The organism is Nocardia heshunensis (assembly GCF_054782115.1).
On the sequence record NZ_BAAGTC010000005.1, the window covers coordinates 621,834 to 647,981 of the forward strand.

At 67.6% G+C, this 26,148-nt stretch carries 24 protein-coding genes; 10 read left to right on the top strand and 14 right to left on the bottom strand.

From position 1 onward, the window contains the following. Window positions 1-83 precede the first annotated feature (83 nt). Complete coding sequence (locus ACYVN4_RS21690; protein ID WP_460723774.1) at window positions 84-1,811, top strand: N-acyl-D-amino-acid deacylase family protein; 1,728 nt, start codon at window positions 84-86, stop codon at window positions 1,809-1,811. A gap of 3 nt (window positions 1,812-1,814) precedes the next feature. On the opposite strand, the gene ACYVN4_RS21695 is transcribed toward ACYVN4_RS21690, so the two are convergent. Further along, window positions 1,815-2,807: an AraC family transcriptional regulator gene (locus ACYVN4_RS21695; protein WP_460723775.1), complete on the bottom strand. Its 993-nt coding sequence runs from the start codon at window positions 2,805-2,807 to the stop codon at window positions 1,815-1,817. Window positions 2,808-3,108: 301 nt separating this feature from the next. Here ACYVN4_RS21695 and ACYVN4_RS21700 point away from each other — a divergent pair, with 301 nt between their 5' ends. The 6 genes from ACYVN4_RS21700 to ACYVN4_RS21725 all read left to right on the top strand — a co-directional run bounded on the left by ACYVN4_RS21700 (window position 3,109) and on the right by ACYVN4_RS21725 (window position 6,264). Continuing rightward, a complete protein-coding gene (locus ACYVN4_RS21700; RefSeq protein ID WP_460723776.1) occupies window positions 3,109-3,306 on the top strand; it encodes a hypothetical protein in 198 nt (65 codons plus the stop codon). Between the two features lie 9 nt (window positions 3,307-3,315). Further along, complete coding sequence (locus ACYVN4_RS21705) at window positions 3,316-4,131, top strand: SDR family oxidoreductase (protein ID WP_460723777.1); 816 nt, start codon at window positions 3,316-3,318, stop codon at window positions 4,129-4,131. Window positions 4,132-4,153: 22 nt separating this feature from the next. Then, window positions 4,154-4,594, top strand: coding sequence for a VOC family protein (locus ACYVN4_RS21710; protein WP_460723778.1), 441 nt, complete (start codon window positions 4,154-4,156; stop codon window positions 4,592-4,594). Window positions 4,595-4,628: 34 nt separating this feature from the next. Beyond that, window positions 4,629-5,048, top strand: a complete 420-nt coding sequence (locus tag ACYVN4_RS21715) for a RidA family protein (protein WP_460723779.1) — start codon at window positions 4,629-4,631, stop codon at window positions 5,046-5,048. Window positions 5,049-5,177: 129 nt separating this feature from the next. After that, on the top strand, window positions 5,178-5,396 hold the full coding sequence (locus ACYVN4_RS21720) for a hypothetical protein (RefSeq protein WP_460723780.1): 219 nt from the start codon (window positions 5,178-5,180) through the stop codon (window positions 5,394-5,396). A gap of 124 nt (window positions 5,397-5,520) precedes the next feature. Next, window positions 5,521-6,264, top strand: coding sequence for a helix-turn-helix domain-containing protein (locus ACYVN4_RS21725; protein WP_460723781.1), 744 nt, complete (start codon window positions 5,521-5,523; stop codon window positions 6,262-6,264). A gap of 49 nt (window positions 6,265-6,313) precedes the next feature. Here ACYVN4_RS21725 and ACYVN4_RS21730 read toward each other — a convergent pair whose 3' ends face one another. The 3 genes from ACYVN4_RS21730 to ACYVN4_RS21740 form a co-directional block, all read right to left on the bottom strand. Beyond that, window positions 6,314-7,054 (bottom strand): phosphotransferase family protein, encoded by a 741-nt coding sequence (locus ACYVN4_RS21730; protein ID WP_460723782.1) that lies wholly within the window; start codon window positions 7,052-7,054, stop codon window positions 6,314-6,316. A gap of 115 nt (window positions 7,055-7,169) precedes the next feature. Beyond that, on the bottom strand, window positions 7,170-8,615 hold the full coding sequence (locus ACYVN4_RS21735) for a carboxylesterase/lipase family protein (protein WP_460723783.1): 1,446 nt from the start codon (window positions 8,613-8,615) through the stop codon (window positions 7,170-7,172). A gap of 27 nt (window positions 8,616-8,642) precedes the next feature. Next, window positions 8,643-9,548, bottom strand: coding sequence for an MBL fold metallo-hydrolase (locus tag ACYVN4_RS21740; RefSeq protein ID WP_460723784.1), 906 nt, complete (start codon window positions 9,546-9,548; stop codon window positions 8,643-8,645). Between the two features lie 101 nt (window positions 9,549-9,649). Between ACYVN4_RS21740 and ACYVN4_RS21745 the strand changes: the two genes are divergently transcribed. Then, window positions 9,650-10,549 (top strand): helix-turn-helix domain-containing protein, encoded by a 900-nt coding sequence (locus ACYVN4_RS21745; RefSeq protein ID WP_460723785.1) that lies wholly within the window; start codon window positions 9,650-9,652, stop codon window positions 10,547-10,549. Between the two features lie 107 nt (window positions 10,550-10,656). Here ACYVN4_RS21745 and ACYVN4_RS21750 read toward each other — a convergent pair whose 3' ends face one another. The 3 genes from ACYVN4_RS21750 to ACYVN4_RS21760 all read right to left on the bottom strand — a co-directional run bounded on the left by ACYVN4_RS21750 (window position 10,657) and on the right by ACYVN4_RS21760 (window position 12,917). After that, a complete protein-coding gene (locus ACYVN4_RS21750; RefSeq protein ID WP_460723786.1) occupies window positions 10,657-11,016 on the bottom strand; it encodes a hypothetical protein in 360 nt (119 codons plus the stop codon). 38 nt (window positions 11,017-11,054) lie between these two features. Further along, window positions 11,055-11,951, bottom strand: a complete 897-nt coding sequence (locus tag ACYVN4_RS21755) for a hypothetical protein (RefSeq protein WP_460723787.1) — start codon at window positions 11,949-11,951, stop codon at window positions 11,055-11,057. A 483-nt stretch (window positions 11,952-12,434) separates the two neighbouring features. Further along, on the bottom strand, window positions 12,435-12,917 hold the full coding sequence (locus ACYVN4_RS21760; protein WP_460723788.1) for a MarR family winged helix-turn-helix transcriptional regulator: 483 nt from the start codon (window positions 12,915-12,917) through the stop codon (window positions 12,435-12,437). A gap of 108 nt (window positions 12,918-13,025) precedes the next feature. Between ACYVN4_RS21760 and ACYVN4_RS21765 the strand changes: the two genes are divergently transcribed. Then, complete coding sequence (locus tag ACYVN4_RS21765) at window positions 13,026-13,370, top strand: EthD domain-containing protein (RefSeq protein WP_460723789.1); 345 nt, start codon at window positions 13,026-13,028, stop codon at window positions 13,368-13,370. Between the two features lie 38 nt (window positions 13,371-13,408). Here ACYVN4_RS21765 and ACYVN4_RS21770 read toward each other — a convergent pair whose 3' ends face one another. The 5 genes from ACYVN4_RS21770 to ACYVN4_RS21790 form a co-directional block, all read right to left on the bottom strand. After that, the gene (locus ACYVN4_RS21770) at window positions 13,409-14,557 is read right to left on the bottom strand and encodes an acyl-CoA dehydrogenase family protein (protein ID WP_460723790.1); all 1,149 of its coding nucleotides are present in this window, start codon (window positions 14,555-14,557) and stop codon (window positions 13,409-13,411) included. A 54-nt stretch (window positions 14,558-14,611) separates the two neighbouring features. After that, on the bottom strand, window positions 14,612-15,556 hold the full coding sequence (locus ACYVN4_RS21775) for a purine-nucleoside phosphorylase (protein ID WP_460723791.1): 945 nt from the start codon (window positions 15,554-15,556) through the stop codon (window positions 14,612-14,614). A 94-nt stretch (window positions 15,557-15,650) separates the two neighbouring features. Further along, entirely contained in the window at window positions 15,651-16,823 is a 1,173-nt protein-coding gene (gene tuf, locus ACYVN4_RS21780) for an elongation factor Tu (protein ID WP_460723792.1), read from the bottom strand. A 262-nt stretch (window positions 16,824-17,085) separates the two neighbouring features. Then, complete coding sequence (locus ACYVN4_RS21785) at window positions 17,086-19,605, bottom strand: MFS transporter (RefSeq protein WP_460723793.1); 2,520 nt, start codon at window positions 19,603-19,605, stop codon at window positions 17,086-17,088. Window positions 19,606-19,665: 60 nt separating this feature from the next. After that, a complete protein-coding gene (locus ACYVN4_RS21790; RefSeq protein WP_460723794.1) occupies window positions 19,666-20,445 on the bottom strand; it encodes an RsiV family protein in 780 nt (259 codons plus the stop codon). Window positions 20,446-20,719: 274 nt separating this feature from the next. Between ACYVN4_RS21790 and ACYVN4_RS21795 the strand changes: the two genes are divergently transcribed. Further along, the gene (locus tag ACYVN4_RS21795; protein ID WP_460723795.1) at window positions 20,720-23,617 is read left to right on the top strand and encodes an AfsR/SARP family transcriptional regulator; all 2,898 of its coding nucleotides are present in this window, start codon (window positions 20,720-20,722) and stop codon (window positions 23,615-23,617) included. Window positions 23,618-23,796: 179 nt separating this feature from the next. Here the strand turns inward: ACYVN4_RS21795 and ACYVN4_RS21800 are convergent, their stop codons facing one another. Both ACYVN4_RS21800 and ACYVN4_RS21805 read right to left on the bottom strand, forming a co-directional pair. Next, entirely contained in the window at window positions 23,797-24,876 is a 1,080-nt protein-coding gene (locus ACYVN4_RS21800) for an acyl-CoA dehydrogenase family protein (RefSeq protein WP_460723796.1), read from the bottom strand. 16 nt (window positions 24,877-24,892) lie between these two features. Then, window positions 24,893-26,077: an acyl-CoA dehydrogenase family protein gene (locus tag ACYVN4_RS21805; protein WP_460723797.1), complete on the bottom strand. Its 1,185-nt coding sequence runs from the start codon at window positions 26,075-26,077 to the stop codon at window positions 24,893-24,895. Window positions 26,078-26,148: the final 71 nt, after the last annotated feature.

Sequence of the window (26,148 nt, forward strand, 5' to 3'; positions counted from 1 at the left end):
CTATCGCGGGCCGGGCGCGCATACTCCCGTTGTAGCGTGTGAAACGACCGCTGACGGCGAGCTGAGAAACAGGGTGGTGCGACATGGCTCGGTGCGACTTGGTAATTCGCGGGGGCACGGTCTTCGACGGGAGCGGCACGCCGGGCGTGCGCGCCGACGTCGGGGTCACCGACGGCAAGGTCGCGGTCATCGGCGGCGAGGTGCCGGAGGGTGCGCGCACCGTGGATGCCACCGGGAAATGGGTCATGCCGGGCATGCTCGACGTGCACACGCATTACGACGCCGAGGTGCTGGGCAATCCGGGTCTGGGCGAATCGGTGCGGCACGGGGTGACCTCGGTCGTGCTGGGCAACTGCTCGCTCTCCACGATCTATGCCGAGGCCGAAGACTGCGCGGATCTGTTCGCGCGGGTGGAGGCGCTGCCGTGGGACGCGGTGCACTCGGCCGTCAAGGAGCACAAGGACTGGGACGGGCCGCATGCCTATGCGAAAGCCCTCGCGGACCGCCCGCTCGGCGCGAATGTCGCAGCGTTCCTGGGGCATTCGGATATCCGGGTGACGGTGATGGGTCTGCAGCGAGCCGTCGACGCGGAAGCGCGGCCCACCGATGCGGAGCTGGCACGCATGGGTGCGATGCTGGAGGACGCGCTCGATGCCGGATTCCTGGGCCTGTCCACCATCCGCAGTTCGTTCTCCAAGTTGGAGGGAGTGCGGTTCCCGACCCGGCAGCTGCCGTCGACCTACGCCACTTGGCGGGAATATCGGGCGCTCAACGCGATTCTGCGCCGCCGCGGGCGGGTGCATCAGAGCACGCCCAACCTCAACACCCGCGCCGAAATCGCGCGGTATTTCGCCGAGAGCGCCGGGCGAATCCGTAAGCCGCTCAAGACGACCCTGATCGCGGGCATGGATGTGAAGGCCGATCGCACGGTCGCACTGGCCGCGACTGCCGCCGCCTGGATCGTGAATACCGTTGGCGGAGCGCAATTCCGGTGGCAGCATCTGCCGGTGCCGTTCGAGGTGTATGCCGACGGCGTCGATCTTGTGGTGTTCGAGGAATTCGGTTCCGGCGTCGCCGCGCTCAATATTCGCGATGTCATGAAACGTGGCGAACTGCTGGCCGACGAGGACTATCGCAGGCGTTTCCGCACGGATCTGGCCAAGAAATTCGGTCCGCGCGTGTGGAATCGGGACCTCTACGACGCGATCATCGTCGACTGTCCCGAAGCCGACGTGATCGGCAAATCCTTCGGCGCGGTGGCCGACGAGCGCGGCATCCATCCGGCCGACGCGCTGCTGGATCTCACCGTGGCCTACGGTTCAGCGCTGCGCTGGCGCACCGTGATCGCCAACGATCGCGAGGAGGTGCTCGACCGTCTGCAACGCTCACCCATGATGCAGGTCGGTTTCGCGGATTCCGGTGCGCACCTGCGCAATATGGCCTTCTACAACTTCGGGCTGCGGCTGCTCGAACGGGCGCACAAGCGCGGGTTCCTGCCGCTGGAGCAGGCCATCCACCGGGTCACCGGAGAGCTGGCCGACTGGTACGGGCTCGACGCCGGGCGGCTGGCGGCCGGGGCGCGCGCCGATATCGCCGTCATCGACCCGGCCGGTTTCGACGGGTCCAGCAGCGAGTATGCCGAGGCCCCGTACCCGGGGGTGGCGGGGCTGTCGCGCATGGTCAATCGCAATGACCGCGCGGTGGCCGCCACCGTCGTCGGCGGCCACGTCGTGCACGAATACGGTGAATTCGCACCGGGATTCGGCACCACCCTGCACGCGGGCACCTTCCTGAGCGCGACCGGGCGCTGAGCGCTACACCAGTTCGGGTACCCGGGCGCGTTGCCCGCGCGCCCGGTACTCCTGTGGCGGGCAGCCCTTCCAGCGTCGGAAGGCGCGGATGAAGGAGGCGGCCTCCGCGTAGCCGAGGCGGGCGGCGACCTGCTCGGTGGTCATCGGGGTGTGGTCGAGCAGTTCCTCCGACAGGGCCTGGCGCACCTCGTCGAGCAGGGCCCGGAAGGAGGTGCCCTCCTCGTTGAGCCGCCGCGACAGGGTGCGCGGGCTGACGAACAGTTCCGCCGCCACCGCCGCCTGATCGGGGATCTCACCGGGGTTGCGCACCAGCAGATCTCGGACCGCGCCCGCGACGCCGGTGCGGGCGTGGCGGCGGGCCAGCAGGTCGCGGCACATCTGTTCGCAGGTGCTGCGCGCCCACTCATTGGCCTGTGGCAGTGGCACATCCAGGTAGGCGGCGTCGAAGACGAGTTCGTTGATCCCGGCGTCGAAGGTCGGCTCGATCTCGAACACGGCCCGGTAGCGGGCGGTATCCGCCGGGCCACTGTGCCGGAAGCTCAAGCGTCGCATCGGAACACCGACCGAGAACAGTTCGCGGCCGATCATCTGTATACCGGTCATGACACGCTCGGTCAGGAAGGGCCGCACATCCTCGGGCACCTCACTGTCGTCGTAGCGCAGGAAGCCCTCGCCCGCCTTCTCCTCGAAACTCAACTGGCCGAACACGAACGCCAATTCCACATAGCGCAGCGCGATGTCCACCGCGTCGCGCAGGGTGCGGCTGGCCAGCAGCGCCAGCCCCCACGGCCCGTACAGCGAGATGTGATAGCGACTCCCGGCCTCCACCCCCAATCCTGGCTCATCACCGAAGCGCGCCAAGAGATTCCGTACCACGGTGACCTCTTGGCGGGCGGTGACCTCGGCATTCGAGTCGATCACCGCCTCCGACGGCAGTCCGGCTCCCGCCAGACAGTCCCTCACCCGCATGCCTCGTTCCTGTGCGAGCTGCGTCATGACGTGGACGCTGGCGGTATTTCTGACTAAATCCCAGTCGAACATGTGCGCGGTCCTCTTCGACTTCTCCCGACCGATGTCTGTTCCCCATCGGGTTGGCGCAACATATCAACGGGAGACCGTCCGGTGTGGCGCATCCGACAGAATTGGGTGTTGCGCGTAGTCACGGACATTTCGCGACTTCGATCACGCCGCTGCGGTTTTCGCCCCTGGCCGCGATTCGTCACGTAACAGCCGGGCCGCCCGTGCGATTCATTCACATCCGGTCTGGACGACGACCAGCAATCGAGGTCACCCCACCATGAGTTCCACCGCCATCCTGCTCATTCCCGCACTGGCGGCCCCCGCTTTCGGTTTCGGCATCTGGCTCGGCGTCCGATCGGTTACCGGCGAGTCGGCCGCGCGCCGCCGCCACACCCGCTGCACCCCCGTCCTGCGTTCCTGGCCCGAACTGCCGCACCGGCCGGGCTCCTGGCCACCCACCCGCCATACCCGATAGCGTGCTGCCATGAGCAGCAATACGACTCGCACCGTCGTGGTGACCGGCGCGTCCAGCGGCATCGGCAAGGCCACCGCGGCCGCCTTCGCCGCCCGGGGGCACAAGGTGATCGGCACCAGCCGCAATCCGGACACGCTGGCCGAGGCGGATCGGATCCCCGGCGTCGAATACCGCGCCCTCGACCTCACCGACGCGGCGTCCATCGACCGGTTCGCCACCGAACTCGGCGCGGTGGATGTGCTGATCAACAATGCGGGCGAGAGCCAGGCCGGACCGCTGGCCGAACTGCCCGGCGATGCCATCGAAAGACTGTTCCGGCTCAACGTTTTCGGCGCGATCGCCCTCACCCAGGCGGTCCTGCCCGGCATGCGTGAGCGCCGCTACGGCCGCATCGTCATGGTCGGCTCCATGCTCGGCAGCTTCCCCATGCCGTACCGCTCCTCCTATGTCGCCACCAAAGCTGCGCTGCGCGGCTTCGCCACCGCCGCGCGCTTCGAGGAATCCCCGTTCGGAGTGTGGATCACCACGGTGGAGCCCGGTCAGATCGACACCGGCCTGAGCGAACGCCGCACCAAATACCTGGCCGACAACTCGCCTCACACCGCCGAATTCACCAAGTTCATGTCCGTCCTCGACGCCCGCATGAGCAAGGGCATCCCGCCCGCCAAGGTGGCGGAAACCATTGTCGCCGCGGCAGATTCGCCCCGCCCCCAGCCCCTCTACGCGGTCGGCAGCAACGCCCCGCTGATGTTCGCCATCCGCCGCCTGCTCCCCCGCACCGTCATGGAACGCCTCATCGCCTCCAGCTACGGCCTCAAACGCTGACAATCGTCGTAGGGTCGGGGCCATGGCGATTCAGCGAATGGACAACGTGCTCATCGTGGTCGAAGACCTCGACACCGTGATCGAGTTCTTCGTCGAACTGGGCATGGAACTGGAAGGCCGCGGCCCGGCCGAAGGCCCCTGGGTAGAACGCATCATCGACGTACCCGACGTCCGCCAAGAAGTCGCCATGCTCCGCACCCCCGACGGCCACGGCAAGGTCGAACTGGCCATGTTCCACACCCCACCCCCCATCACCCCCGACCCCAAAATCGCCCCCTCCAACACCCTCGGCCTCCGCCGAATCATGTTCGCCGTAGACAACATCGACGACACCGTCACCCGCCTAGTCGCCCGCGGCGCCTCCCTGGTCGGCACCATCGAACAATACGAACACCTCTTCCGCCTCTGCTACCTCCGCGGCCCCGAAGGCATCATCATCGGCCTAGCCGAACAACTCGCGTGACCATCCCCGCCGAGTCGCTCTACGGTCGAATCTTGTGAAGATCGAACGTAACCCGCAGGAAGTCCATGCCCCCGTGGCGGCGTACTCCCACCAGATCGAAGTCGGCCCCGGAGGTCGCTGGCTGGTGCTGTCCGGCCAAATCGGCATGCGCATCGACGGCTCGGTCCCCGAGTCCCCCATCGACCAGATCGCGCTAGCGCTCGACAACGTACGCCACAACCTGTCGGCGGCAAACATGACCGTCACCGACCTGGTAAAGCTGACTATCTACCTCGTCAGCGAAGTAGACAACACCCTCCGCCGCACAGCCCTCTCCGACTTCCTCGGCACGCATTCACCCTGCATGACCCTGATGTACGTGAGCGCCTTGGCTTCCCCAGCACTTCGCGTGGAAATCGATGCCATGGCCTGGTCTTCCGATGCCGACACTCCACAAACCCCACGTCGGGACTGACTCGGGATAGGCACTGCCCACAGAGGGTGATCGACGTTGCGATTGTGAAGGGCCGGAATGGGATTGGCGTGTCCGCGGTAGCGTGGGCGGCAGCGAGGATCGGCTCGCAACCGTACGAAGGTAGTACCTGTGAAACTGCTTTTCCGTGCGACTCCGGCCTACGGCCATGTCTTGCCGCTGGTTCCGCTCATGCGGGCGGCCGTCGATGCCGGCCACACCGTCGGGCTGCTTTCGAGCGCCGGATTCCGCACCACGATCACCGACGAACTTCCCGGCAACGTCAAGTTCTTGGCGGCCGGGGCGAGGTCGCGGGCGAAATCGCCCAACGCCCCGACCCCACGACGGTGATCGCGGAGATCACGAGCCCCTAGCGCTGCGCCGATCGCTTCGTCCGGAACGCCGCGCTCGGCCCGAAACCGCCGTCGACTACCTTCATCGCGTAGTCATCGGGCCGGTTCGGGAGGTTTCGCACGTGGAGGGGTCGCATACGACCATTGCCGGTTACCTGCGGGAGCGGCGAGAGGCGGCGCGGTTGACCCGGGCCGAGCTCGCCCAGAAGGCGAAGGTGTCCGAGGCGCTGATCCAGAAGCTCGAGCAAGGCACCCGGCCACCCACCTCCACCTCGCTCGGCGCATTGTTCCGCGCCCTCGATGTCCCGGTGGCCTACCGCGAGTACGCCGCAACCGTGCTGCAGCCCGAGCTGACCACGGTGACCGGCGGCGAATCCGGTCCCAGCCGCGGCGAACTGGCGTTCCTGGCCAGCCTGCCGTATCCGGCGTGCTATCAGACCGCGCCCGCCCTGGACTTGATCGCCGCCAATTCCGCCTACCGACAGGCGTTTCCGGGGCTGGAACCCGGTGGCAACATCATCGCGTGGATGCTGCTGGACCCGCGTGCCCGCCGGGTGGTCGAGGACTGGGACCGCGAGGCACACATCATGGTGCAGGCGTTCCGGCACATGGCACCCGGCCTCACCGCACCGGAGCGCATCGACCAGATCACCCGGCAGTGCGCGCGATCACCCGACTGGCAGCGACTGTGGTCGACCGATATCGATCCCACACGGATGGACTGGCAACCGGTCCGCATCCGCCCGGCCGACGGCGGTGAGTGGACGAGCATGCACGTCCAACTCCTGCGCTGCGAACAACCCCGCCGCGACTGGTACGTGTACTCGATGGTCCCCCTCGAACCGGAGGACCAGCACCAGCCCTAGTCCTGCTTCATCATCGTGCTGGAATCAGCGGATACGGATACAGCCGGTCTCACCGCGCCTGGGCTGTGAGCACATCGATTTCGCATCCCGGGGCGGTGGGGTCGAAGCCGTGCTCGATGAGCCAGCGCACACCGCGCAGGCTTCGCAACGACCACCAACCCCGGATTACCTCGAGGTCCACGGCAGTGCCGTAGCCGGACACCACATCTCGCAGGCGGTCCGGGTGCCCGAGGGTCAACGTGGCGAGGTCGTACATGGCATCTCCGGGAGCCGCTTCGGACCAGTCGAGCACGCCGGTGATCGTGTCTGCATCGACGAATACGTGCGCGACTTGTAGGTCACCGTGGGTGAACACCGGCGTCCACGGTCGCAGTGCGACTTCGGCGATGCGGCGGTTGCGCGCGATGATGTCCACGGGGAGAACGTTGTTCGTCACCAGCCATGCACACTCGGCATCGAGTTCCGCTGCGAGCTGATCCGGGGTGCGACCGGACCGCCGTGGCAACGGTGCCTCGTGCAGCATTCGCAGGGCTGCCCCTGCCGCCGCCCACGCCGCCGCGGATGCCGACGACGGCTCGCCCAGCCTGCCGAGCGCCGTTCCGGGCAGAGCGGCGAGAGCGAGCACGGATGGCTTGCGCCACAAGATCTTTGCCGTCGGAACCGGGGCCGCCGCCATCGCCTCGACCTCGGCATCGATCCGCGCCTGATCACCGTCGATCTTCAAGAACACGTCACCGACCCGCACGGTCGCGCGTTCGCGATGGGTGACGACGATCTCGACATCTTCCACGCCGACCAGTATCTACGTGCCGTTCGCCTATCCATCCCGGAACTTATGGGGGGTCATTGTCGGCCGTCTTCGATTCGCGAAACCAGGCGTAGACAACGTGGACGGGCAGGCGGTGTCAGCCGGCATCGGCGAATGTCTGGAGGACTGGTCGTCGCGGGTCGTAGGTGGCCCACCCAGGGTCTCCCGTTTTCGCGAAAGCGACCCAGGCGGAATGCATCTGGGTTGCGAGGCCGACCGGGACGTCGCCGGGACCGAGCAAGCCGGTGTCCCCGCGAAGCCGCGGATCGTCGATCGCGTCGAAGACGAAGGGCAACTCGACGGTGTGGGCGGCGCCGAGCCGCCCGGCCAGCGCTGTCGAGCGGAACCCGAAGGAGTAGACGTGCGTGCGGCCACCCGAAATCCGTGCGTGCGCCTGCACCATCCGGGCTGAGCCGGCCCCGAACAGGGCGGCGCTGAGCACCGCGGAGCGCAGTTCGCCCGGTACTGCGTCCGGCTGTTGCACGCGAAGCGCGCCGAGCGCTGTCTCCGGTTCCGCGTACACGCGGTCGGCGACAGCGAGTAGGTCGGCCTCGGTGGTGGACTCGAGAGTTCCTGCGGGCACGACGTAGAGACGCCCCTCCTCGGTGTTGGTGCCGATCAGCAGCGCGACCTCGCTGGCCGGGCCGTGGGCCAGATCGTCGGCGGGTTGAACGGGCAGTACCAAGCTGAACGGGCTGAGACCGACCAGCGGATCCGTCGCAGTGGGGGTGCGCAGATCCAGCCCACTCAGTGCGGGCAGTATCGCCAGAAAACGCTCGTCCGGAATGGCGGCGAACGCCTCGACAGTCGGTTCCACTCCCAGCGCAGCGGCCGCCGCCGCGGTCACCCACCGTGCCTGCTCCGGCGTGAAAGCACCTATGCCGTTGCCACTTTGGATGATCGCTCGACGGAACAAACCTTGCGCCTCCGGCGCGGCGAGGAGCGCGCCGACCAGGGTGGCACCCGCGGACTGACCGAAGATCGTGACATTCTCCGGGTTTCCACCGAACGCCGCGATCGTGTCGCGCACCCAGCCGAGCGCGGCGAGCACATCGAGCAGCCCACGATTGGCCGGAACGCCTTCCAGATCGAGGAAACCGGGAATGCCGAGGCGGTAGTTCACCGTCACGAGGACGACTCCGTCGCGCGCGAAGGCGCTACCGTCGTACAGCGCGGCGCGAGTCGAGCCGGTGACGAACCCGCCGCCGTGCACGAAAACCATGACGGGTCGTTTCCCGCTGTCCGCGGCGGGCGTGCGGACATCGACGGTCAGGTACTCCGCGCCCCGCACCCAGCCCGGTCCGAAGTAGGGAATCATGTCGAGCTTGCCGAAATCGCGGGCGGGTTGCGGAGCCGTCGGCCCGGACCGGGTGCCGTCGCGGACGGAGGACCAGCCCGGATGCCGCGTCGGCGACGCGAAACGGCGGGTACCGGTCGGGGCCGCCGCATAGGGGATGGCACGGAAGAACTCCCCGGACTCGTCACGACCGCCGCGCACGGCGCCTGCCGGGGTTTCAACGACCGGGTCTGGATTTACAGACATGGGAAAACACTTCCTGTCCAGGAGAATTCAGGAGATGCGGGAGAAACCCGCCCACTCTTTGATCGAGAACTTCGACCCGGTGCGCTCGACCTGCGCCGCACCCTGGCCGCCGAAGTGCGCGGGTAGGAGGAGCGCGTTGGTCTCGGCGGCTCGACCGAGCAGCTTGCGCCGGGTGGCGCTGGCTGCGGCCGGGTCCTCGCAGAAGCAGGAGTTGGTTTCCGGCTCCACGATCTGTAGCGGGGTGTGCAGCAGGTCCCCGACGAACAGCGCCCGATCGGTGCCCGACTCCAGGGTGAGCACGGACGAGCCCGGCGTGTGCCCGGGCGCGAGATCGAGTCGCAAGTTCTTGTCGATCCGATACGACCCGTCCCACAAATGGGCCAGCCCCGCCTGCTGGATCGGCGCGACGCTGTCCTCGAAGACGTTCTGGTTGCCGCGGCCGAACACGGTCTCGCGCTCGTTGGCCGGATCCCAGAACTCGAAGTCCCGCAACGGCATCAGATAGGTGGCGTTCGGGAAGGTCGGTATCCAGGTGCGGCCGTCGAGGCGGGTGTTCCAGCCGACGTGGTCGATGTGCAGGTGGGTGTTGATCACGATGTCGACGTCCTCGGGGCGCACCCCGGCGACGGCGAGGTTGTCGAGGTAGTTGGTGTCGAGGCGACTCCACACCGGTGCGTACGGCCGGTCCTTGTGGTTGCCGACGCCGGTGTCGACGAGGATCGTGCGCCCCTCGCTGCGCAGTAGCCAGGTCTGCAGCGCCGAGTGGCACTCGTCGGTTTCGAGGTTCCAGAAGTCGGGGGCCAGCCAGCCGCGGTGTTCGTCCCAGGAGCCGTCGGGGCTGTCGGGGAAGAACTGATCCGGGCTCATCTCGACCGTGCCGTAGAACTCTTTGATTCGGGTGACGGTGACGTCGCCGAGGGTGATCTGTTCCATGTGGTCGAGCCTGGACATCAGGAGGCGGACCAACCACTCCCGCTTTGTCCTACCACCGGCAGGGTGTGGCTGCGCCCGATCCGTCCCCGAATACTGGAGCAATGGACGGACCCGGACCACTCGGCGACTTTCTCCAGGCCCGACGAGCCCGGCTGCGGCCGGAGGACGTCGGCCTGCGCGAGACCGGACCCCGCAGGCGGGTCAACGGTCTGCGGCGCGAAGAGCTGGCCCAGCTGGCGGGAGTCAGCGTCTCGTATTACGCACGGCTGGAACAGGGTACGTCGCGCGGGGCCTCGGCCGAGGTACTCGACGCGGTCGCGCGCGCACTGTTGCTCGACGACCACGAGCGCGCGCACCTCGACCGCCTCGCCGATGCCGCTCGCCACACACCCCGGGTGCGGCGCCCACGCCCCGAGAAGCTCGTCGACGAAACGCGCGATCTGCTCCGCGCCGTCGACGGTGTCCCGGCGCTCGTGCTCGGCCGCCGCACGGACGTGCTCGCATGGAACACTCTCGGACACGCCCTGCTCGCCGGGCACCTGGACTTCCACAGCCCGGACGACCCGGTCCGTCGGCCGAATATGAGCAGGCTGGTCTTCCTCGACCCGCACAGTCGCGAGCTGTACGCGGACTGGAAACGCAAGGCCCGCGCCGTAGTCGGCAACCTGCGCATCGCCGTCGGCAAGTACCCCGACGACCCGCTGCTCGCGGAGCTGATCGGCGAGCTGACGATGAAAAGTCCGGAGTTCGTGACGCTGTGGGGCGACCACCGCGTGACCCCCTGCGACGCCACCTCCTACGAACTGCACCATCCGGTCGTCGGCACGACAACGGTGACGCAACAAACCCTCTCGATCGCCCGCGCCCCCGACCAGGCACTGATCGTGTGCACAACCCCCGCCGGGTCCCCCGCCGAGGAAGCCCTCGCCTTGCTCCGACAGGCAGCCGAGGGCCGCATCTCAGCGAGCGGCATGAAATACCCGGTCGCGCACGAGATTTAAGCTGAGCCTTCAGAGCAGGTCAGAGGACTGAACGCCATGTCCGCACGCGCTCGCTCATCGGCAGCTGCGGACGTTCCGTCGACCTTGGATCGGCTTGACCCGTTGATTTAGTAAGTGCGGGAGTTGGTGACTGTGGTGTTCGCCGACCTGATTTCGCGGGCCGCTCGCCGCTGCAGTTTTCGGATCACGAAGTCGCCCAAGGGGATGTCGGGGTGTTTCCGCCATCTTCGGGTGTCCCACACCGATCTCGTCGAACGCAGCTTGATTTCCGCTCGAGCGGGAACCTCGGCTTCGACGGCGCCGGTCGCGGTTGCCATGATCTGGCGACCAGACCGCCGGTCGGCGCGGTTCGGCAGCCGCTTGTTGCGCCGGATGGCTTTCCTCGAACTCTTGTCATTCTCGCCGTAGTCGTTGCGGCGATCCTTTGCATAGCTGAGAATCTTCTTCTCCTGCGGGCTCTTCCGCATCACCGTGACCTTGCTTCCCGTCGAGTGAACGAGTCAGGTTACGGATCGATCCGACTGTTCGTCACGGGGTTTTCTCGCGTAGACGGGGTCAGTTGCTTGCGGGCGCGGTCGACGCGGCGTTCGACACCGTCGAGGTGGCTCTGCGCATGCTGGAGGGCCTCGCGCGCCGAACGCTCGGTGGCGGCGGTGAATCGGTGGCGGTGTTCGGCTTCGGTCAGCTCGCCACGGAGGGCTTCGATGCGGTCGTTGACATCAGTGAGATCGGCGGCCGCGCGATCGTGGTCGGATCGGGCGGAAGTTACGGCGGCGCGGGCGGATTCGACTTCGGCGAGCATCTCTTCGAGCTCGCGTCGCACCTCAGCCTGCGGATCCGGGGAGGGAATGTCTGGAGCGGTGGAATCGGCTGTTGCCGAGCGTGTTCCGGCGCTGCGGTGCCCATCACTGGGAACGGCGGTCAGCGCGGCGGGGCCGAATCCCTCGTAAGTGGCTGCGGCGGTGAGGGTTCCGGCTCGCAGCCCGTCGGCGACCGAAGGATCCGCCAGGGCCGCCTGCAAGCTCGCACTGACATCGCGTACGACAGATTCGGTCAAGCGCTGACCATGACCCGAGGCCAGCTCGACGACCTTGTGCGTGACAGCGTTGATTACTTTCTGCCGCTGCGTACTGAGAACACGCAACTGCTCAGCCGACAATCGCCGCTGGGCATCGCGCAGAGCGTCACCCACCTCCAGCAGCGCGCGCACATCATCGTTCGCCTCACGAGACAGCAGATTCAGCGCCCACGCAGCCACCGTCGGCCGCCGCAACTTGCCGATCGCAGCGGCCAGCGCCTTGTCCCCGGCGTCACGCGCCTGCCCCACCCGCTGGGTACGAGCAGCCACGAACTCAGCAGGCGAAAGCCCATAGAGTTCGGCCACGACCTCGTCGAGCGTCATGCCACCCAAGCCTACGTGCACCCTCGCCACCCACCCCGCAGGACGCCATAGCCAGAAAATTGACATCCCCGAAAGCCGACCCGCAACCATCAGCCCCGCCACCGCTCAGCCCGACCACGAATCGACTGCCCTGCCGCAACGCACCATGCCCGCCCTCCTGTTCCCGCATCGTCGACCAAACTGACTGGCCGTCCGGCCGAGGATGTGGTGGTGTGCACAAGTGACCAGACGCGTTTCGCCTCAACAACTATGGGATCGGATGTCGCCACAGGCCCGAGCCGAATTCGACGATCTGATGATGTCGGGCAAACCCGTTCATGCCATCCGCTCGGCCCGTGAACATCTCGGGGAGCCGCTTCCACATCTTCACGACTGCATGGACCTACTCGCCCTACGCGCCGATGAACTCGGCTGGCGACCCCCCGCCCGCCCAGACCGAATCAGAACCAGCTGTGGAAATGTCTCAGCCGCAACCTATCTTGACTAGACGGCAGTACCACCCGTGATCTCGCTCCGCACCGTCTCCGCGATGCGGGACAGTGCGGTGGCGAGGTGGCGGCGTTGTGCGGCCGTCAGGGGGTCGAGGACGAGGCGGCGGACCTGGGCGACATGTCCGGGCGCGCTGTCGATGACCTTCTCTCTACCCAGTTCGGTCAGGGTGGCGAGGGTGTAGCGGCCGTCGCTCGGATCGATTCGGCGCATGATCCACTCCCGCGCCTCGAAGCGGTCCATCAGCTTCGACAGTCGCGGCAGTGCGCTGTCGCAGTCGCGGGCCAGGTCACTGAGCCGCATGGTGTCCTGATCCGCCATCGACAATCGGGCGAGCACGCTGTATTCGAAGTTCGACATGCCCGCGTCGCGCTGCAATTGACGATCCAGCGCCGGGGGCAGCGCGATTACGACGGTGAGCAGGTCCTGCCAGAGTGCCTGTTGCTCGGCGTCGAGCCACGGTGACGGTTCGTCCATGCCTCACACCTTACTTGCCTGGGAAACAGATCTCCATTGCCCAGGCAAGTCGAAACGGCTACCTTGTGAGTTGCCCAGGAAAGTAAAAAACGATCAAGGGAACGTTCGATGATCAAGCTCAGCATCTTCTTGACCCGGCGCGCGGACCTCAGCCACGAGGAGTTCGTGGACTACTGGATGAACAAGCACACCCCGCTGATCGCGAGCGTGCCCGGCGGCGAAGTCCCGGTCCGGCGCTACGTCCAACTGCTGCCGACCGACGATGAGATCCCGGGCGTCACCAGTGTCTTCTACGACGGTGTCGCCGAGGTGTGGGTCGACGACATCAGCGACGCCGCACGCTGGTTCACCTCCGACACCTACACCACGACCATCGCCGCCGACGAGGAACAGTTCATCGATCGCTCGCTGACCCGGTTCCTCTACAGCACCGAAACGCCGATCTTCGGCTGAGCCCCCGAAGCCGGGCGAACCGGCGACCCGTTCGCCCGTCAGGGTTGAATCAGGCTGCGGGAGATGATTTCTCGCATTATTTCCGAAGTGCCGCCGTAGACGCGGGTGATGCGGGCGTCGGCGGCGGCTCGGGCTATGGGGTATTCGCGCATGTAGCCGTAGCCGCCGAAGAGTTGTTGGCAGCGGTCGATGCAGCGGAATTCCATTTCGGAGGACCAAAGTTTGGCCTTGGCGGCGTCGGCGGGGGTGAGGCGGCCCGCGTTGAGTTCGAGGACGCATTTGTCGACGAAGGCTTCGGTGACCGAGACTTCGGTGGAGACGTCGGCGAGGGTGAATTTGGTGTTCTGGAACGCGGCGATGGGTTGGCCGAAAGCCGTTCGGGCGGTGACGTATTCGAGCGTGGTCTGCAGGGCTACGCGGGCACGGGCAAGGCAGGCTACGGCGATCTGCATGCGTTCCTGGGGAAGGTTGCCCATCAGGTATTCGAATCCGCGACCGACTTCGCCGAGCAGGTTGGCTTTCGGGACTCGGACGTCGGTGAAGGTGAGTTCGGCGGTGTCCTGAGACTTCAGGCCGAGCTTTTCGAGATTGCGGCCGCGTTCGAAACCGGGCATGCCGCGTTCGAGGACCAGCAGCGAGATGCCGCGGTGCCGTTCGGCTGACGTGCGTACGGCGGTGATCACCAGATCGGCGTTGATTCCGTTGGTAATGAACGTCTTTGCGCCGTCGACCAGGAAGTGATCGCCCATATCCACCGCGGTGGTGCGGATTCCGGCCACATCCGAACCCGCACCCGGTTCGGTCATGCCGATGGCGGCGATCAGGGTGCCCGCCACGAATCCGGGCAGCCAGCGGTCGCGCTGCTCCTCGGTGGTGAGGTTCACCAGGTAGGGCGTGCAAATGTCGTTGTGGAGAGCGAAATTCAGGCCGACCCCGGCGCAGTCGCCCGCCATGAACTCCTCGATGAGGATCTGGTTGAACCGGAAATCCGACACCCCGAGCCCGCCGTAGCTCTGCGGCACCGCGAATCCGAGCAGTCCCAGCTCCCCCGCCCGCGCGAACACCGACCGCGGCACGATCCCGGCCGCCTCCCAGTCGAGATAGTGCGGCGCGACCTCCTTGCGGACGAAGCCGCGCGCCAGTTCCGCGAATGCCCGATGGTCGTCACCGTAGTGCCCACGTTCCATGGAGCTCATGGTCCGGGACGAAGCACGTCCCGGACCAGACAATCCCGGCCAGAATCAGTTCTTCAACAGCTGTTCCGCGACGAGCTTGCCGAGCGTGTACTGATTGTCGAGCGCGATCTTGAACCCGCCGCTGGTCTGGTCGAGGTGCTGCACCACCGACTGCCCCGGATACGGCTGATCGAAATTGCTCATGGTGCGCAACGACAGGTAGCGCCCCAGATAACCGTGCGCCTTCAAAGCTGTCACGGTGGCGTTGTCCTCCATCTGCGTCGTGCAGTAGACGCCCGCCCCCTTGGTGCGCTGCGACATGATGTAGCCGGCGGTGTCGGAGAGCTGCTTGCCGGAGTAGAAGTCGTCACCGGTCATGGTGTCGCACTTCATAACCGAAGGCGTTCGGCCTTCCTGCCCCGGGTACTGCGCGCGCTCGGCGGCCGCATCCGGGCTGTCGGCGAGCTTCACATCGCGGGTCCAGGCGACGGCCTTGTCCACGAGCGACTCGTCGAGTTGATAAGCGGCGGTGTTGTACTCCTCGACCGGCCGGTAACCGAACGGCACATCGGGCGCAGAAGCCGGGTCCAGGTGATTGCCCAGATCGAAGTCGACGACCCACCGCGCCCACGCCGCACCGCCGAGAGTTCCTTGCTCCGGCGGTGTTCCGGCGATCCCGGCGGTGAGGAAGTACGCCTTGCTGAAGTCGAACTTATCGCTGCCGAGGATCGCCATCATCGTGGTGGCGGCATTCGACTTACCCTGCCCGGTCTCGGCCACACACAGCTTCTCGGCATTGCAGCGCACCGGCTTGAACGCGCCGGGCACCTCGACGGTGGTGGGCAGCTGCTCGTGCTGCAGCCACACGTCGTGCTCCGGATCGAACATGGTGATCACGAGGACCCCGACATCGATCTTGTCGGAGTCGCTCTTCGCGTTCGAGGAGCAGCCGGTGAGGGCCAGCGCGGCCACGCCCAATGCAACAGCAATTTTCTGGCAACGGGTGGTCATGGCGAAACAATAACGACATTTCGGCCGAATACGGGAATCCCGGCCCGAGCACGAGGCTCGGACCGGGATCGAACACCCGACGGGTCAGCGCGACCTAGTCGACGCTCAGCACCGTCCCCGCGGCGACCGTCAGGTTGCCCTCACGCACCGCGAAGCCCAGTCCCGGCTCCAACGGCACCGCACGGTCCAGCGTCACCGCCAATTCGACGGTGTCACCAGGAAACGCCCGCTCCGCCGGGAGCACGACATGACCGGACACGTCCCCGGTGCGCAGGAAGAACTGCGGCCGGTACCCGCTGGCGATGGGCGTGCGCCGCCCGCCCTCGGCCGCGCTCAGCAGCCGCACGCGCGCCGTGAAACCCGTGTGCACCGCGATGCTGCCCACCGCCGCGACCACCTGACCGCGCGCCACCTGACCGCGCTGCACCCCGCGCAGCAGCAGCGCCACATTGTCCCCGGCCTCCGCCGATTCCATTGTCCGGCCGAAGGTTTCGAGGCTGGTGACGACCGCATCGAACATGCCGCCGAAGCCGAGCACCGATACCCGATCCCCGGCCGTGATCCGCCCGCGCTCCACCGCACCGGTCACGACGGTGCCGCGTCCGGTAATGGTGAGCACGTTCTCCACCGGCATCAGGAACGGCGCGTCGGTGTAGCGCACCGGCATCGGCACGTACTCGTCGACGGCGTCGAGCAGCCGCAGCAGCTGCCCGGCCCAGTGCTCGTCGCCCTGCAGCGCGCGCAGCCCGGAGACCGGGATGACGGGAGCGCCGTCGCCGTCGTATCCGTTGGCGGACAGCAGCTCTCGCACCTCGAGCTCGATCAGCTCCAGCAGTTCGCCGTCGGCGACGTCGGCCTTGTTGAGCGCGACCACGATGTGCTCGACGCCCACCTGCTTGGCCAGCAGCACGTGCTCACTGGTCTGCGGCATGACGCCGTCGTCGGCGGACACCACCAGGATCGCCCCGTCGAGCTGCGCCGCGCCGGTGATCATGTTCTTCACGAAGTCGGCGTGGCCGGGCATGTCCACATGCGCGTAATGCCGTGTGGCCGTTTCGTATTCGACGTGTGCGATATTGATGGTGATGCCGCGCTCGATCTCCTCCGGCGCCCGGTCGATGCGGTCGAACGGGACGAAGGCCAGCCCGCCGCGCTCGGCCAGCACCTTGGTGATGGCGGCGGTGAGGGTGGTCTTGCCGTGGTCGACGTGACCCATGGTGCCGATGTTGACGTGCGGCTTGGTGCGGATGTAGGCCTGCTTGGCCATGATGAATCTCCAACCGGGAGTACAGATGTCGAGGGACCTCAGCAGCGAGCCGACCTTCCCCGTCTGAGGTCCGGGACGTCCCGGAGAAGGTCAGCTTCGTGCGCCGTCGAATGCGGCAGCCAGGGCTGCGGCTGCACCGGTGAGGGCAGCAACCATCGCACCCGCGACTGCGGGGTAGGAAGCGATGGGCTGCGCGAACATGCCAGTGATGGTGCCGGGCCGAACCCGCTTCGCGCCACCTATTTTTCGGCCGGTGCCACGGCTATTTCCCGGTAGGTGCCACCGCATCGGGGGCGCGCCCACCCCGCGTCCAAGCGTGCAGCAGTTCCGCCGAGATGAGCAGCCACACCACTCCTGCCACCGCGAGCAGCACCCGGCCCAGCACCCGCGCCCACCCGAGATCCAGTGCGGCACCGGTCGACAGCACCGCGACGGCGGTCATGCCGAGCGGGAACACGGTCGCCCAGCGGCGCACGTTGTAGCCCGGCCGGAAGCGAACCACCTCGGCCACCACGAGAATCACATAGAACGCGAGGTTGACGCCGACCAGCGCCAGGGACATGATCCGCAGGATCGAATCCAGCGAGCCGGCCCACCAGTGCCAGCCGACGAGTTTCGACCCGGCCAGCGCGGAAATGGCCAGCGCCCCGGTCATGACCCACTGATCACCGGCTCCCCGCCAGATCTGGGTGAGGTCGAAATGCGTGAATGCCAACGCGTACAACAGGATTCCGAGCACGAAGCACACCAGGGCCGCGGTCATGAGCCACTCCCCCACCCCGGCGCGCGCCAGCGTGGCCCCCAGGACCGCCAGTCCCTCGGTGGCCACGCAGACCAGGAACACCGCGCCGGGCATGCGCCTCTTCCAGTGCGCAATGACCAGGGTGACCAGCACCGGCCACAGGATCGCCGCGATCACCAGCAGCGCGGTGGCCACGAAATGCCAACCGAGCAAGGCGATTCGGGTGCCGAGCACGGTGGTGGCCGCGACCGCCGTCAGCGCCGGTGGGGTGTCGGCCTCGCCCTCCCAGCGGGTGTGCGTCCACAGCAGCCGGGACACGAAGTCGGTGGCCAACGCGAGCCACACCACGGCCGCCAGCGCGAGCGCCGCCCGGGACAACGGTTCGAAACCGGTGAGATGCAGTCCCACGGAAAGGATTCCGGTCGCCATCACGAAAGCGCCCATGGCCGGGGGTAATTCCCGCCACCACTGACCGGAGTCGCCCGGATCGCTCAAAGTCAATGCCGACAGCACTGCCGCGGCCAGGATCATGAACGCCGAAACCTGTAGCGCCACATCGAGTCCGTGATGGAAGGCCACGGTCCCGGTCGCGAGCGCCTCGGGCACCTTGGAGGCGTACTTGAGCATGGTCCCCAGGTCGATGCCCGACGGGATCCGACCGCGCTCGACCGCGTCGATGGCGGTCGGCTGCAACTCGGGAGGCAAGCCCAGCTCAGTGAGCTTCGTCTTGAGATCCGCGGTGAGAAACCCGTTCACCAGTGACCCGAGCACCGCGACCCCGACCGCCGCGCCAACCTGTCGCATGGTGTTGGTGGCCGCGGCCGCCATACCGGAATGCTCGGCGGGCACCCCGCTCAGCACGGCAGAAGTCAACGGCACCACGGCAATACCGAACCCGAGCCCGGCGACCGCCAGCGTGGCCGACAGCTCCCCGAATCCGATGGTGCCGTCCAGGGAATGACGAGTGAGCAGAATGCCCACCGCACTCACCACACACCCGACGATCATCGGTGTCCGCGCATCGGTACGGGCCACCCAATACCCGGCGACCAGCGATCCCACCACGATCGCCGCCGCCATCGGCGCGAAAACCCCGGCCGTGCGCAACGCCGAATAGTGGATCATCACCTGCAGATACAGCGCGGTGAAGAAGAAGATCGAGAACACCCCGAAGTAGACGGCGAACGCCACCCCCAGCGCGGCACGCACCGGCGGCAGCCGCAGATACCGGAAATCGAAGACGGGATTGCGAACTCGCGACTCGACCGCCAGGAACCCGAGGCAGGCCAGTCCCCCGACGATGAACAGCGCCACCACCGACGGCGAGCCGTAACCGTGGTTCTCGCCCCGGATCGCCGCATAGATCACCGTGGCCAGCGCGAGGGCACCGAGCAGCGAACCGGCCCAATCCATCGCCCCCGGTTGTGGATCGGCGCTCTCGGGCACGTACGGCAGCGCGGCCGCGAACACCACGACCCCGATCACCACGTTCAGCCAGAAGATCGACCGCCACCCGTACGCGTCGACCAGCACCCCGCCCAGCACCGGCCCCGCGGCCAGCGCCAGACCCGACACCGCCGACCACACGCCCAGCGCCTTGGCGCGCTGCTTCGCGTCCGGAAACACCTGCCGCAGCACCGAGAGCGTGCCCGGCTCGGACGCCGCCGCGCCGATACCCATGATCGCGCGCCCGGCGATGAGGGCGGGCACGCCGTCGGCCAGCGCCGAAATCACCGATCCCGCACAAAAGATCGCCAGCCCGGCGATCATCACCCGCTTGCGTCCCCAGCGGTCGCCGATCGATCCGGCGGCCAGCATGAGCGACGCGAACACCAGTGTGTAGGCGTTGACGACCCACTGCAGCAGGGTCACGTCGGTGCTGAAGTCGGAGCGGATGTCGGCCAAGGCGACGCTGACGACCGTGGTGTCGAGGAAGGTGACGAACAGGACCGCCGTCACCGTGGCCAGGGCGATCGCGGGTCGCGCCGCACCCGCCGTTCCGATGCCCCCTGGGCGCGACGTGTCACCGATGGTCGCCACGGCCTCAGGGTACGGCGCGGATGCGGGCCTGCGCCTTATCAACTCGGTACCGCCTCGGGATCAACTCGACAGCACGTCGAACAGGCCCGGCTTCAGCTGTGCCTGCAGCGCCGACCACGGCACGGTGATGTCGATGGCGCCGGCGACCTCGGTGCCCACCTGCCCCTGGTCGAAATACACATGCATGCCTTGGGGTGTCGCGGTCAAGGACCGGTAGTTCTCGGCGGTGGCCGCGCTGCCCCGCTTGTTGTAGCCGTCACCGGCGCGGGTCGCAGGCAGCAGCTTGGCAGCCTCCGCGGAGAGCAGTTGCAAGCCCTTGGTCTCGTCGGTGAACACATCCCCCAGACCCAGCTGGGCCGAGGTGTCGGCATTGATGACGCAGGTGGATTGGACGATCTCCGGGTGTGCGCCACCGCTGTAGACGCTGACCCACATCAGTCCGCTGAGCACATGCTTGCCGATGTGCTCGACCTTGGAGTACTTGCTCGGGTCGGTGATCGTCTTCGCTTGGGCGTACTGGGTGAAGAAGGCGTTCGCGCGCAGGTTCATGCAGCTGTTGAAGGCCCGGGCCGCCTCGAAGTTCACGCCCTTGCCCTCGACGCCGATTCCCGGAACGTCGATGTCGTAGCTCAGCGACCCCTTGGTGTCCTTCAGTTCACCCTGGCTGATGATCACGAACCGTCCGGAGTCCTGCGCCCCGGTCGGCTGCGCGCCGGTGGTCGGGGTGACGGTGACCGGAGCGGTGGGCGTGATCGTGGCGGGCGTCGACTGCGGATCGCAGGCCGCCAACCCGAAGGACACGGCGCAGAGTGCCAGAACGGCGGCCGATTTCGCCCGCATGGGATGCCTCCAGGATGGTCGGGGCATCGACTCCCTGCGATGCCTGCGACCAGCTTCGGACCGGCCGCTTGGCGACGACCAACGGTGCACCAACGGCCGGCATCGCGACGCGCCGGTGAGCTGCGTTCCGGCACCGGCGGATTGACGGTCCCGGACATCCGGGCCGATGTTCCACGATGGTGGACGCGAATCGGTGCAGGATAGTCGGCGAATCGTCGCGAACTTCGTCCCTCTACACTCCCGAACGGGGAGGTCGGTTTTCTTGAGTGTTGCGGTGTTGAGGTTTGCCGTACTGGGCGAGGTCCGCGCCTGGCGTGGGGACACGCCTCTGGACCTGGGTCCGCCACAGCGGCGCGCCGTGCTCGCGGCGCTGCTGCTGCGCGACGGCAAGGCGGTCACCGCCGCCGAACTCGTGGAAGGCATCTGGGGCGAGGACCCGGTGCTGCGCGCGGTGCCCGCCTTGCGCACCCATGTCGCCAAGCTGCGCCGCGAACTCGAGCCCGACCGTGTCAATCGCGGGCCCTCGACGCTGCTGATCTCGATCGGAGACGGCTACGCGCTGCGATTGCCGCAGGGCCGCACCGATATCGACGAGGTCGCCGAGCAGGTCGCCGAGGCCGAACGACTGCGCGCCGACTCGCCGGTCAAGGCCCGCGACACTCTGGAGTCGGCGTTGGCCCGCTGGCGTGGCGCGGCCCTGAGCGGACTGCCCGGCCCTTACGCCGAGCGGCAGCGCGCCCGGCTCGAGGAATGGCGGCTGTCCATCCTCGAGGACCGGCTGGCCCTCGATATCGATACCGGCCGCAGCGGTGAGGCGGTCGCCGAACTCGGCTCCCTCATCGACGAGCATCCGCTGCGGGAACGCTTCCGCGCGTTGCTGATGACCGCGCTGTATCACTCCGGCCGCCAAGCCGAAGCGCTCGAGGAGTACGGCCGCGCCCGCCGCGCATTGGTGGACGGTGTCGGCGTGGAACCCGGCCCCGAACTCAGCGAGGTGCACGCCCGCATCCTGCGCGCCGACGTGACGCCGGTGCTACGCCCGGCCCGCACCGTGGCCACCCCGGCCCAATTGCCGCCCGACATCGCCGATTTCACCGGTCGTTCGAAGGTGGCCGACGAGCTCGCGGCCCAGCTCACCGGCGGCGGACCGGCGGTGGCCATCTCCGCGGTCGGCGGGATGGGCGGGGTCGGCAAGACCACCCTCGCGCTGCACGTCGCCCACCGGCTGCGCGACCGCTTCCCCGACGGGCAGCTGTATGTGAACCTGCGCGGCGTGGACCCCGAACCGGTGCCGCCGGGTGACGCGCTGGGCGGATTCCTGCGCGGGCTCGGGGTGGCCGAGGGCGATATCCCGCCCGCCGTGGACGATCGGGCCGCGCAGCTGCGAACCATGTTGAGCGACAAGCGGATTCTGGTGGTGCTCGACAACGCCCGCGACAGCGCCCAGGTGTCGCAACTGCTGCCGGGCACGCCCGGCACCGCGGTACTGATCACCAGCCGTTCCGCGCTCACCGAACTGCCCGCGGTGCGCCGCACCCGCCTCGACGTGCTCGAGCGCGAGGAGGCCATGACGCTGCTGACCCGCATCCTGGGCACGGAACGGGTTGTGGGAGAACAGGATGCAGCCTACGCACTGCTCGAGCAGTGCGCCTACCTGCCGCTGGCGGTGCGCATCGTGGGTGCGCGGCTGGCGGTCCGGCCGCAGTGGACCATCGCCTCGCTGGTGGAGCGGCTGGCCGACGAGAGTAAGCGCATCGAGGTGCTGCAGACCGGCGACCTCACCCTGGAGACGGCCTTCCGCCTCGGCTACGGGCAGTTGAATCCCGAGCAGGCCAGGGCGTTTCGCACCCTGGCCCGCGCCGACGTGCCGGACTTCCCGGTGGACGGCGCGGCCGCACTGCTGGGTGTGCCGGTACCCCAGGCGGAACTGCTGTGCGAAGCGCTGGTGGATCTGAGCCTGCTGGAGACGCCCGCGCCGGGCCGCTACCGCTTCCATGACCTGCTGCGGTTGTTCGCGGCGCGGCTGGCGGGCAGCACCGAGGGCCGCGACGCCAGCGAGAAGGAATCCGAGATCGTGGTCCGGCTGCTGGACTACTACCTGGCCAGCACCAAAAACCTGCTCGGCGCACTGGATTACAGCAACACCACGCTGCTGCTGGTGCCCACCAAGGCGGCCGGGCACAGCTTCGCCGACGGCGCGGAGGGGCAGTCCTGGAACGATGTCGAGCGGCCGGTGATCATCGCCCTGCACCGGCAGGCGGCGCGCATCGGCGGGCGGGCGGTGGCGCTGGCCGCCGATCTGGCCTGGGTGATGTCGGAGTTGATGGACACCGGCAGTCGCGCCCGCGAGCTGGCCGACGGCTTGGAAGCGTTGCTGGACACCGCGATTCGTATCGAGGATCACGCCAGTGCCCGGCGCATCCGGGTGGCGCTGGGCGCGATGATGCAGATCGGGCTCGGCGAGGTGGAGGCGAGTCTGCAGTTCCTGCAACCGATCTCGCAGCCCGCGGACGACGCCGAGCGCCGGTTGCAGGTACTGGCGGAGATTCTGCTCGGGGTGGCGGATCGGCGCGTCGGCAATACCAAGGACTCGCATCGGCATTACGCCAATGCGATCGCCTGGACCCGGTCGCTGGACGATCGGTCGCTGGAGGCGTGGATTCTGGCGCTGGCCACCCGCACGCTGTGCGAGTCCGGTCAGTACGCGGAGGCGGTCGCGGTGGCCGAGCGCGCCATCACGCTGGCCCGGGAGTCCTCGAACGCGGTCGCGCTGGGGTGGGCCACGCACGAATTGGCGGCCACCCGTTCGATGCTCGGGGAGCATGACCTCGCGCTGTCGCTGGCCGAGGACGCGGTGGCGATGACCCACCGCAACGGGGTGCGGCTGTGGGAGGGCTGGGCGCGCACCCGGCTGGCCCAGATCCATCTGCGGGCCGAGGACCACGCGGCCGCAGAGGACGAGGCGACCCAGGCGCTGCGACTGCTCAGCAAGGCCGCCGATCCCCTCGACCGGGCCCGTGCCCTGTCGCTGCGCGCGACCGCTCGCGAGGCCCGCGGCGACAGCGAGGCGGCGGCCCGCGAACACGCCGACGCCGCCGAGATCTTCCGGCGGGCCGGACTGCCCGCGCCCACCCTCGCGACCCTGTTCGCGCCGGGCCCGGCTACCTCATAGAGAACGTTTATTCGATATTTATCGGGCCGTGGGAATGTCCCTCCACGTGGGTGCCCCGGGGCTGCAACCTCCGGGGCGCACACGTGATGAGGTCATGAAGCGTTTGCGTACGAGGGGTGTGCACACGGTTCATGCAGGTCCGGAAGCCGTCGCCAGGGTGGGCGGCGGTGTATCCGGCTTCACGATGCGGCCCTGTCCAGCGAGCCGCCCAGGCGGCGCAGTTGAGTGGTGGCCGTTCCCGATTCGAATTCGCCGCGTTTGGCGGCGGTGAAGTAGCGCTGCATCGGATAGTCGAGGTAGATGCCGGTGCTGGCGTGGATGTGCACGGCGGTGTGGGCGACCCGGTGGCCCGCCTGCGCGGCCCAGAATTTCGCGACCGCGATCTCCGACTCCGCCGGTAGACCGTGGGATTCGCGCCAGGCCGCCTGCCAGAGCGTGAGACGGACGGCTTCGACGTCGATGTAGGCGTCGGCCAAGCGCTGCCGGACGGCCTGGAAAGAGCCGATGGGTTTGTCGAATTGCTTTCTGGTGCGGGCGTATTCGCAGGTCATGTCCAGGGCCCTGGTGAGGACGCCGAGTTGGTGGGCGCAGGTGGCGAGGGTGGCGCGCCGGGCCGCGAAGGCCGGTGCACCGGGCGCGGTGAGCGCGTTCTCGGCAGGGACCGAGACGTTGCGCAGTTCGAGCAGGGCGGCGTCGGTGCCGTCGACGGTGTGCTGTGCGGCGACGGTGACGCCCTCGGTGTCCCGATTCAGCAGGAGCAGTATCGAATTCGCGCCAGTATGGGCTTCCAGGAGATAACTGTCGGCGAAAGCCGCTGCGGCGACGGCCGACTGCGTGCCGTCGACCCGCCAGCCCTGATCGTCGCGCTCGGCCTCGAAGGCCACGTAATCGCGGGACAGGACGGGAGCCAACGTTGTTTCGCCGCGTACCAGCGGCGCTGCCCAGCGCTCGAGTTGGCTGTCATCACCGAATTCGGCGAGGGTGGCCGCGCCGATGGCGATGCTGGTGGAATACGGTGCGGGGGCGAGGGCCGCGCCGATCTCGGTCAGAACGGCGCACTGTTCGAGCAAGCCGTAGCCACCGCCGTGCACGCGTTCGGGGAGCGCGGCCTCCAGTAATCCGGTGCCCGCCATGGCTTTCCACAGTTCGGGATCGAACCCGGTGTCCGTGGGCCGGGGATTGCGCTGCGCCCAGTCCCCGAGCAGTTCACGCGCCAGACCCGCGAGTTCCCGCTGCGCCTCGGTGTATTCGAAATCCATTGTGCTACTCCTGTATTCAGCGGGTGACCGGCAGGCCCAGCGTGGTCTTGGCAATGATGTCGCGCTGCACCTCGTTGACACCGCCCCCGAAGGTGAGGATCAGCGCGGCGCGGTGCAGGCGTTCGATGCGGCCCTGCAACAGCACTCCCGGAGCATCGGCGCGCAATACCGCCTCGGCGCCCAGCACTTCCATGAGCAGCCGATACCCCTCGGTGGCGAACTCGGTGCCGAAGACCTTGGTGGCCGAGGCGTCCGCGGGACCGAGTTCGCCGCGGTCGGCGGCCCACGCGGCGCGCCAGTTGCGCAGCTTCAGGTATTCGGCGTGCGCGTGGACGCGTGCCAGATGCAGGCGCACCCATTCGGCGTCCATCACCCGGGTGCCGTCGGGCAGCACGGTGCCGCGGGCCCACGCGGTCACCTGCCGCAGCGATTCTTGAAGGGGCGCAGCCGAAGCGAGCGCGATGCGTTCGTGATTGAGCTGGTTGGTGATCAGCGACCAGCCCTGGTTCTCGCCGCCCACCAGGCTGGTGGCGGGCACCCGGACATCGGAGTAGTAGGTGGCGCTGGTGCCGACCCCGGCCATGGTGTGCACCTTTGTCCACGAGAATCCCGGAGTGGAGGTCGGGACGATGAAGATAGACAGTCCGGCATGCTTGCCCGCCGTGGGATCGGTGCGGGCGGCCAGCCAGATGTAATCGGCGTATTCGATGAGGCTGGTCCACATCTTCTCGCCGTTGATGACGTACTCGTCGCCGTCGCGAACCGCACGGGTGCGCAGCGAGGCGAGGTCGGTCCCGGCACTCGGCTCGGAGTAGCCGATCGCGAAATGCAGCTCCCCACGCGCGATCCGGGGCAGAAAGTACTCCTTCTGCGCCTCACTCCCGTACCGCATGATGGTCGGCCCCACGGTATTGACCGTGAGATACGGCAGCGGCACCCCCGCCGCCGCAGCCTCGTCCAGAAAGATCAGCTGATCGAGCATCGAACGACCCTGCCCACCATGCTCTTCCGGCCACCCCAGCACCAGTCGGCCGTCCCGCCCCAGCTGCCGGACCACTTCCTTGTAAACACTCCCGTCCCCATGCTCCCCACCGGGCCCCGCACGCAGCCCGTCCCGAACCTCCGCCGTGACAAGCCCGGCGAAATACTCCCGCAGTTGCTGACGCAATCGATCCTGGTCTTCGCTAAAACTGATGTGCATGAGCCGAACCTACGAATCGGCAAGCCCAGATCCGCCCGCATGGCAGCAACCTGCCAATCCCGCGTGCGGCT

Bases quoted from the DNA above. Each gene is read 5' to 3' on its own strand.
- tuf (WP_460723792.1), bottom strand. From the start codon at position 16,823: ATGGCCAAGCAGGCCTACATCCGCACCAAGCCGCACGTCAACATCGGC.
- ACYVN4_RS21710 (WP_460723778.1), top strand. From the start codon at position 4,154: ATGGCGATTCAGCGAATGGACAACGTGCTCATCGTGGTCGAAGACCTC.
- ACYVN4_RS21775 (WP_460723791.1), bottom strand. From the start codon at position 15,556: ATGACCACCCGTTGCCAGAAAATTGCTGTTGCATTGGGCGTGGCCGCG.
- ACYVN4_RS21805 (WP_460723797.1), bottom strand. From the start codon at position 26,077: ATGCACATCAGTTTTAGCGAAGACCAGGATCGATTGCGTCAGCAACTG.
- ACYVN4_RS21745 (WP_460723785.1), top strand. From the start codon at position 9,650: ATGGACGGACCCGGACCACTCGGCGACTTTCTCCAGGCCCGACGAGCC.
- ACYVN4_RS21800 (WP_460723796.1), bottom strand. From the start codon at position 24,876: ATGGATTTCGAATACACCGAGGCGCAGCGGGAACTCGCGGGTCTGGCG.
- ACYVN4_RS21705 (WP_460723777.1), top strand. From the start codon at position 3,316: ATGAGCAGCAATACGACTCGCACCGTCGTGGTGACCGGCGCGTCCAGC.
- ACYVN4_RS21750 (WP_460723786.1), bottom strand. From the start codon at position 11,016: ATGCGGAAGAGCCCGCAGGAGAAGAAGATTCTCAGCTATGCAAAGGAT.
- ACYVN4_RS21690 (WP_460723774.1), top strand. From the start codon at position 84: ATGGCTCGGTGCGACTTGGTAATTCGCGGGGGCACGGTCTTCGACGGG.
- ACYVN4_RS21700 (WP_460723776.1), top strand. From the start codon at position 3,109: ATGAGTTCCACCGCCATCCTGCTCATTCCCGCACTGGCGGCCCCCGCT.
- ACYVN4_RS21735 (WP_460723783.1), bottom strand. From the start codon at position 8,615: ATGTCTGTAAATCCAGACCCGGTCGTTGAAACCCCGGCAGGCGCCGTG.
- ACYVN4_RS21740 (WP_460723784.1), bottom strand. From the start codon at position 9,548: ATGGAACAGATCACCCTCGGCGACGTCACCGTCACCCGAATCAAAGAG.
- ACYVN4_RS21790 (WP_460723794.1), bottom strand. From the start codon at position 20,445: ATGCGGGCGAAATCGGCCGCCGTTCTGGCACTCTGCGCCGTGTCCTTC.
- ACYVN4_RS21770 (WP_460723790.1), bottom strand. From the start codon at position 14,557: ATGGAACGTGGGCACTACGGTGACGACCATCGGGCATTCGCGGAACTG.
- ACYVN4_RS21760 (WP_460723788.1), bottom strand. From the start codon at position 12,917: ATGGACGAACCGTCACCGTGGCTCGACGCCGAGCAACAGGCACTCTGG.
- ACYVN4_RS21755 (WP_460723787.1), bottom strand. From the start codon at position 11,951: ATGACGCTCGACGAGGTCGTGGCCGAACTCTATGGGCTTTCGCCTGCT.
- ACYVN4_RS21695 (WP_460723775.1), bottom strand. From the start codon at position 2,807: ATGACGCAGCTCGCACAGGAACGAGGCATGCGGGTGAGGGACTGTCTG.
- ACYVN4_RS21765 (WP_460723789.1), top strand. From the start codon at position 13,026: ATGATCAAGCTCAGCATCTTCTTGACCCGGCGCGCGGACCTCAGCCAC.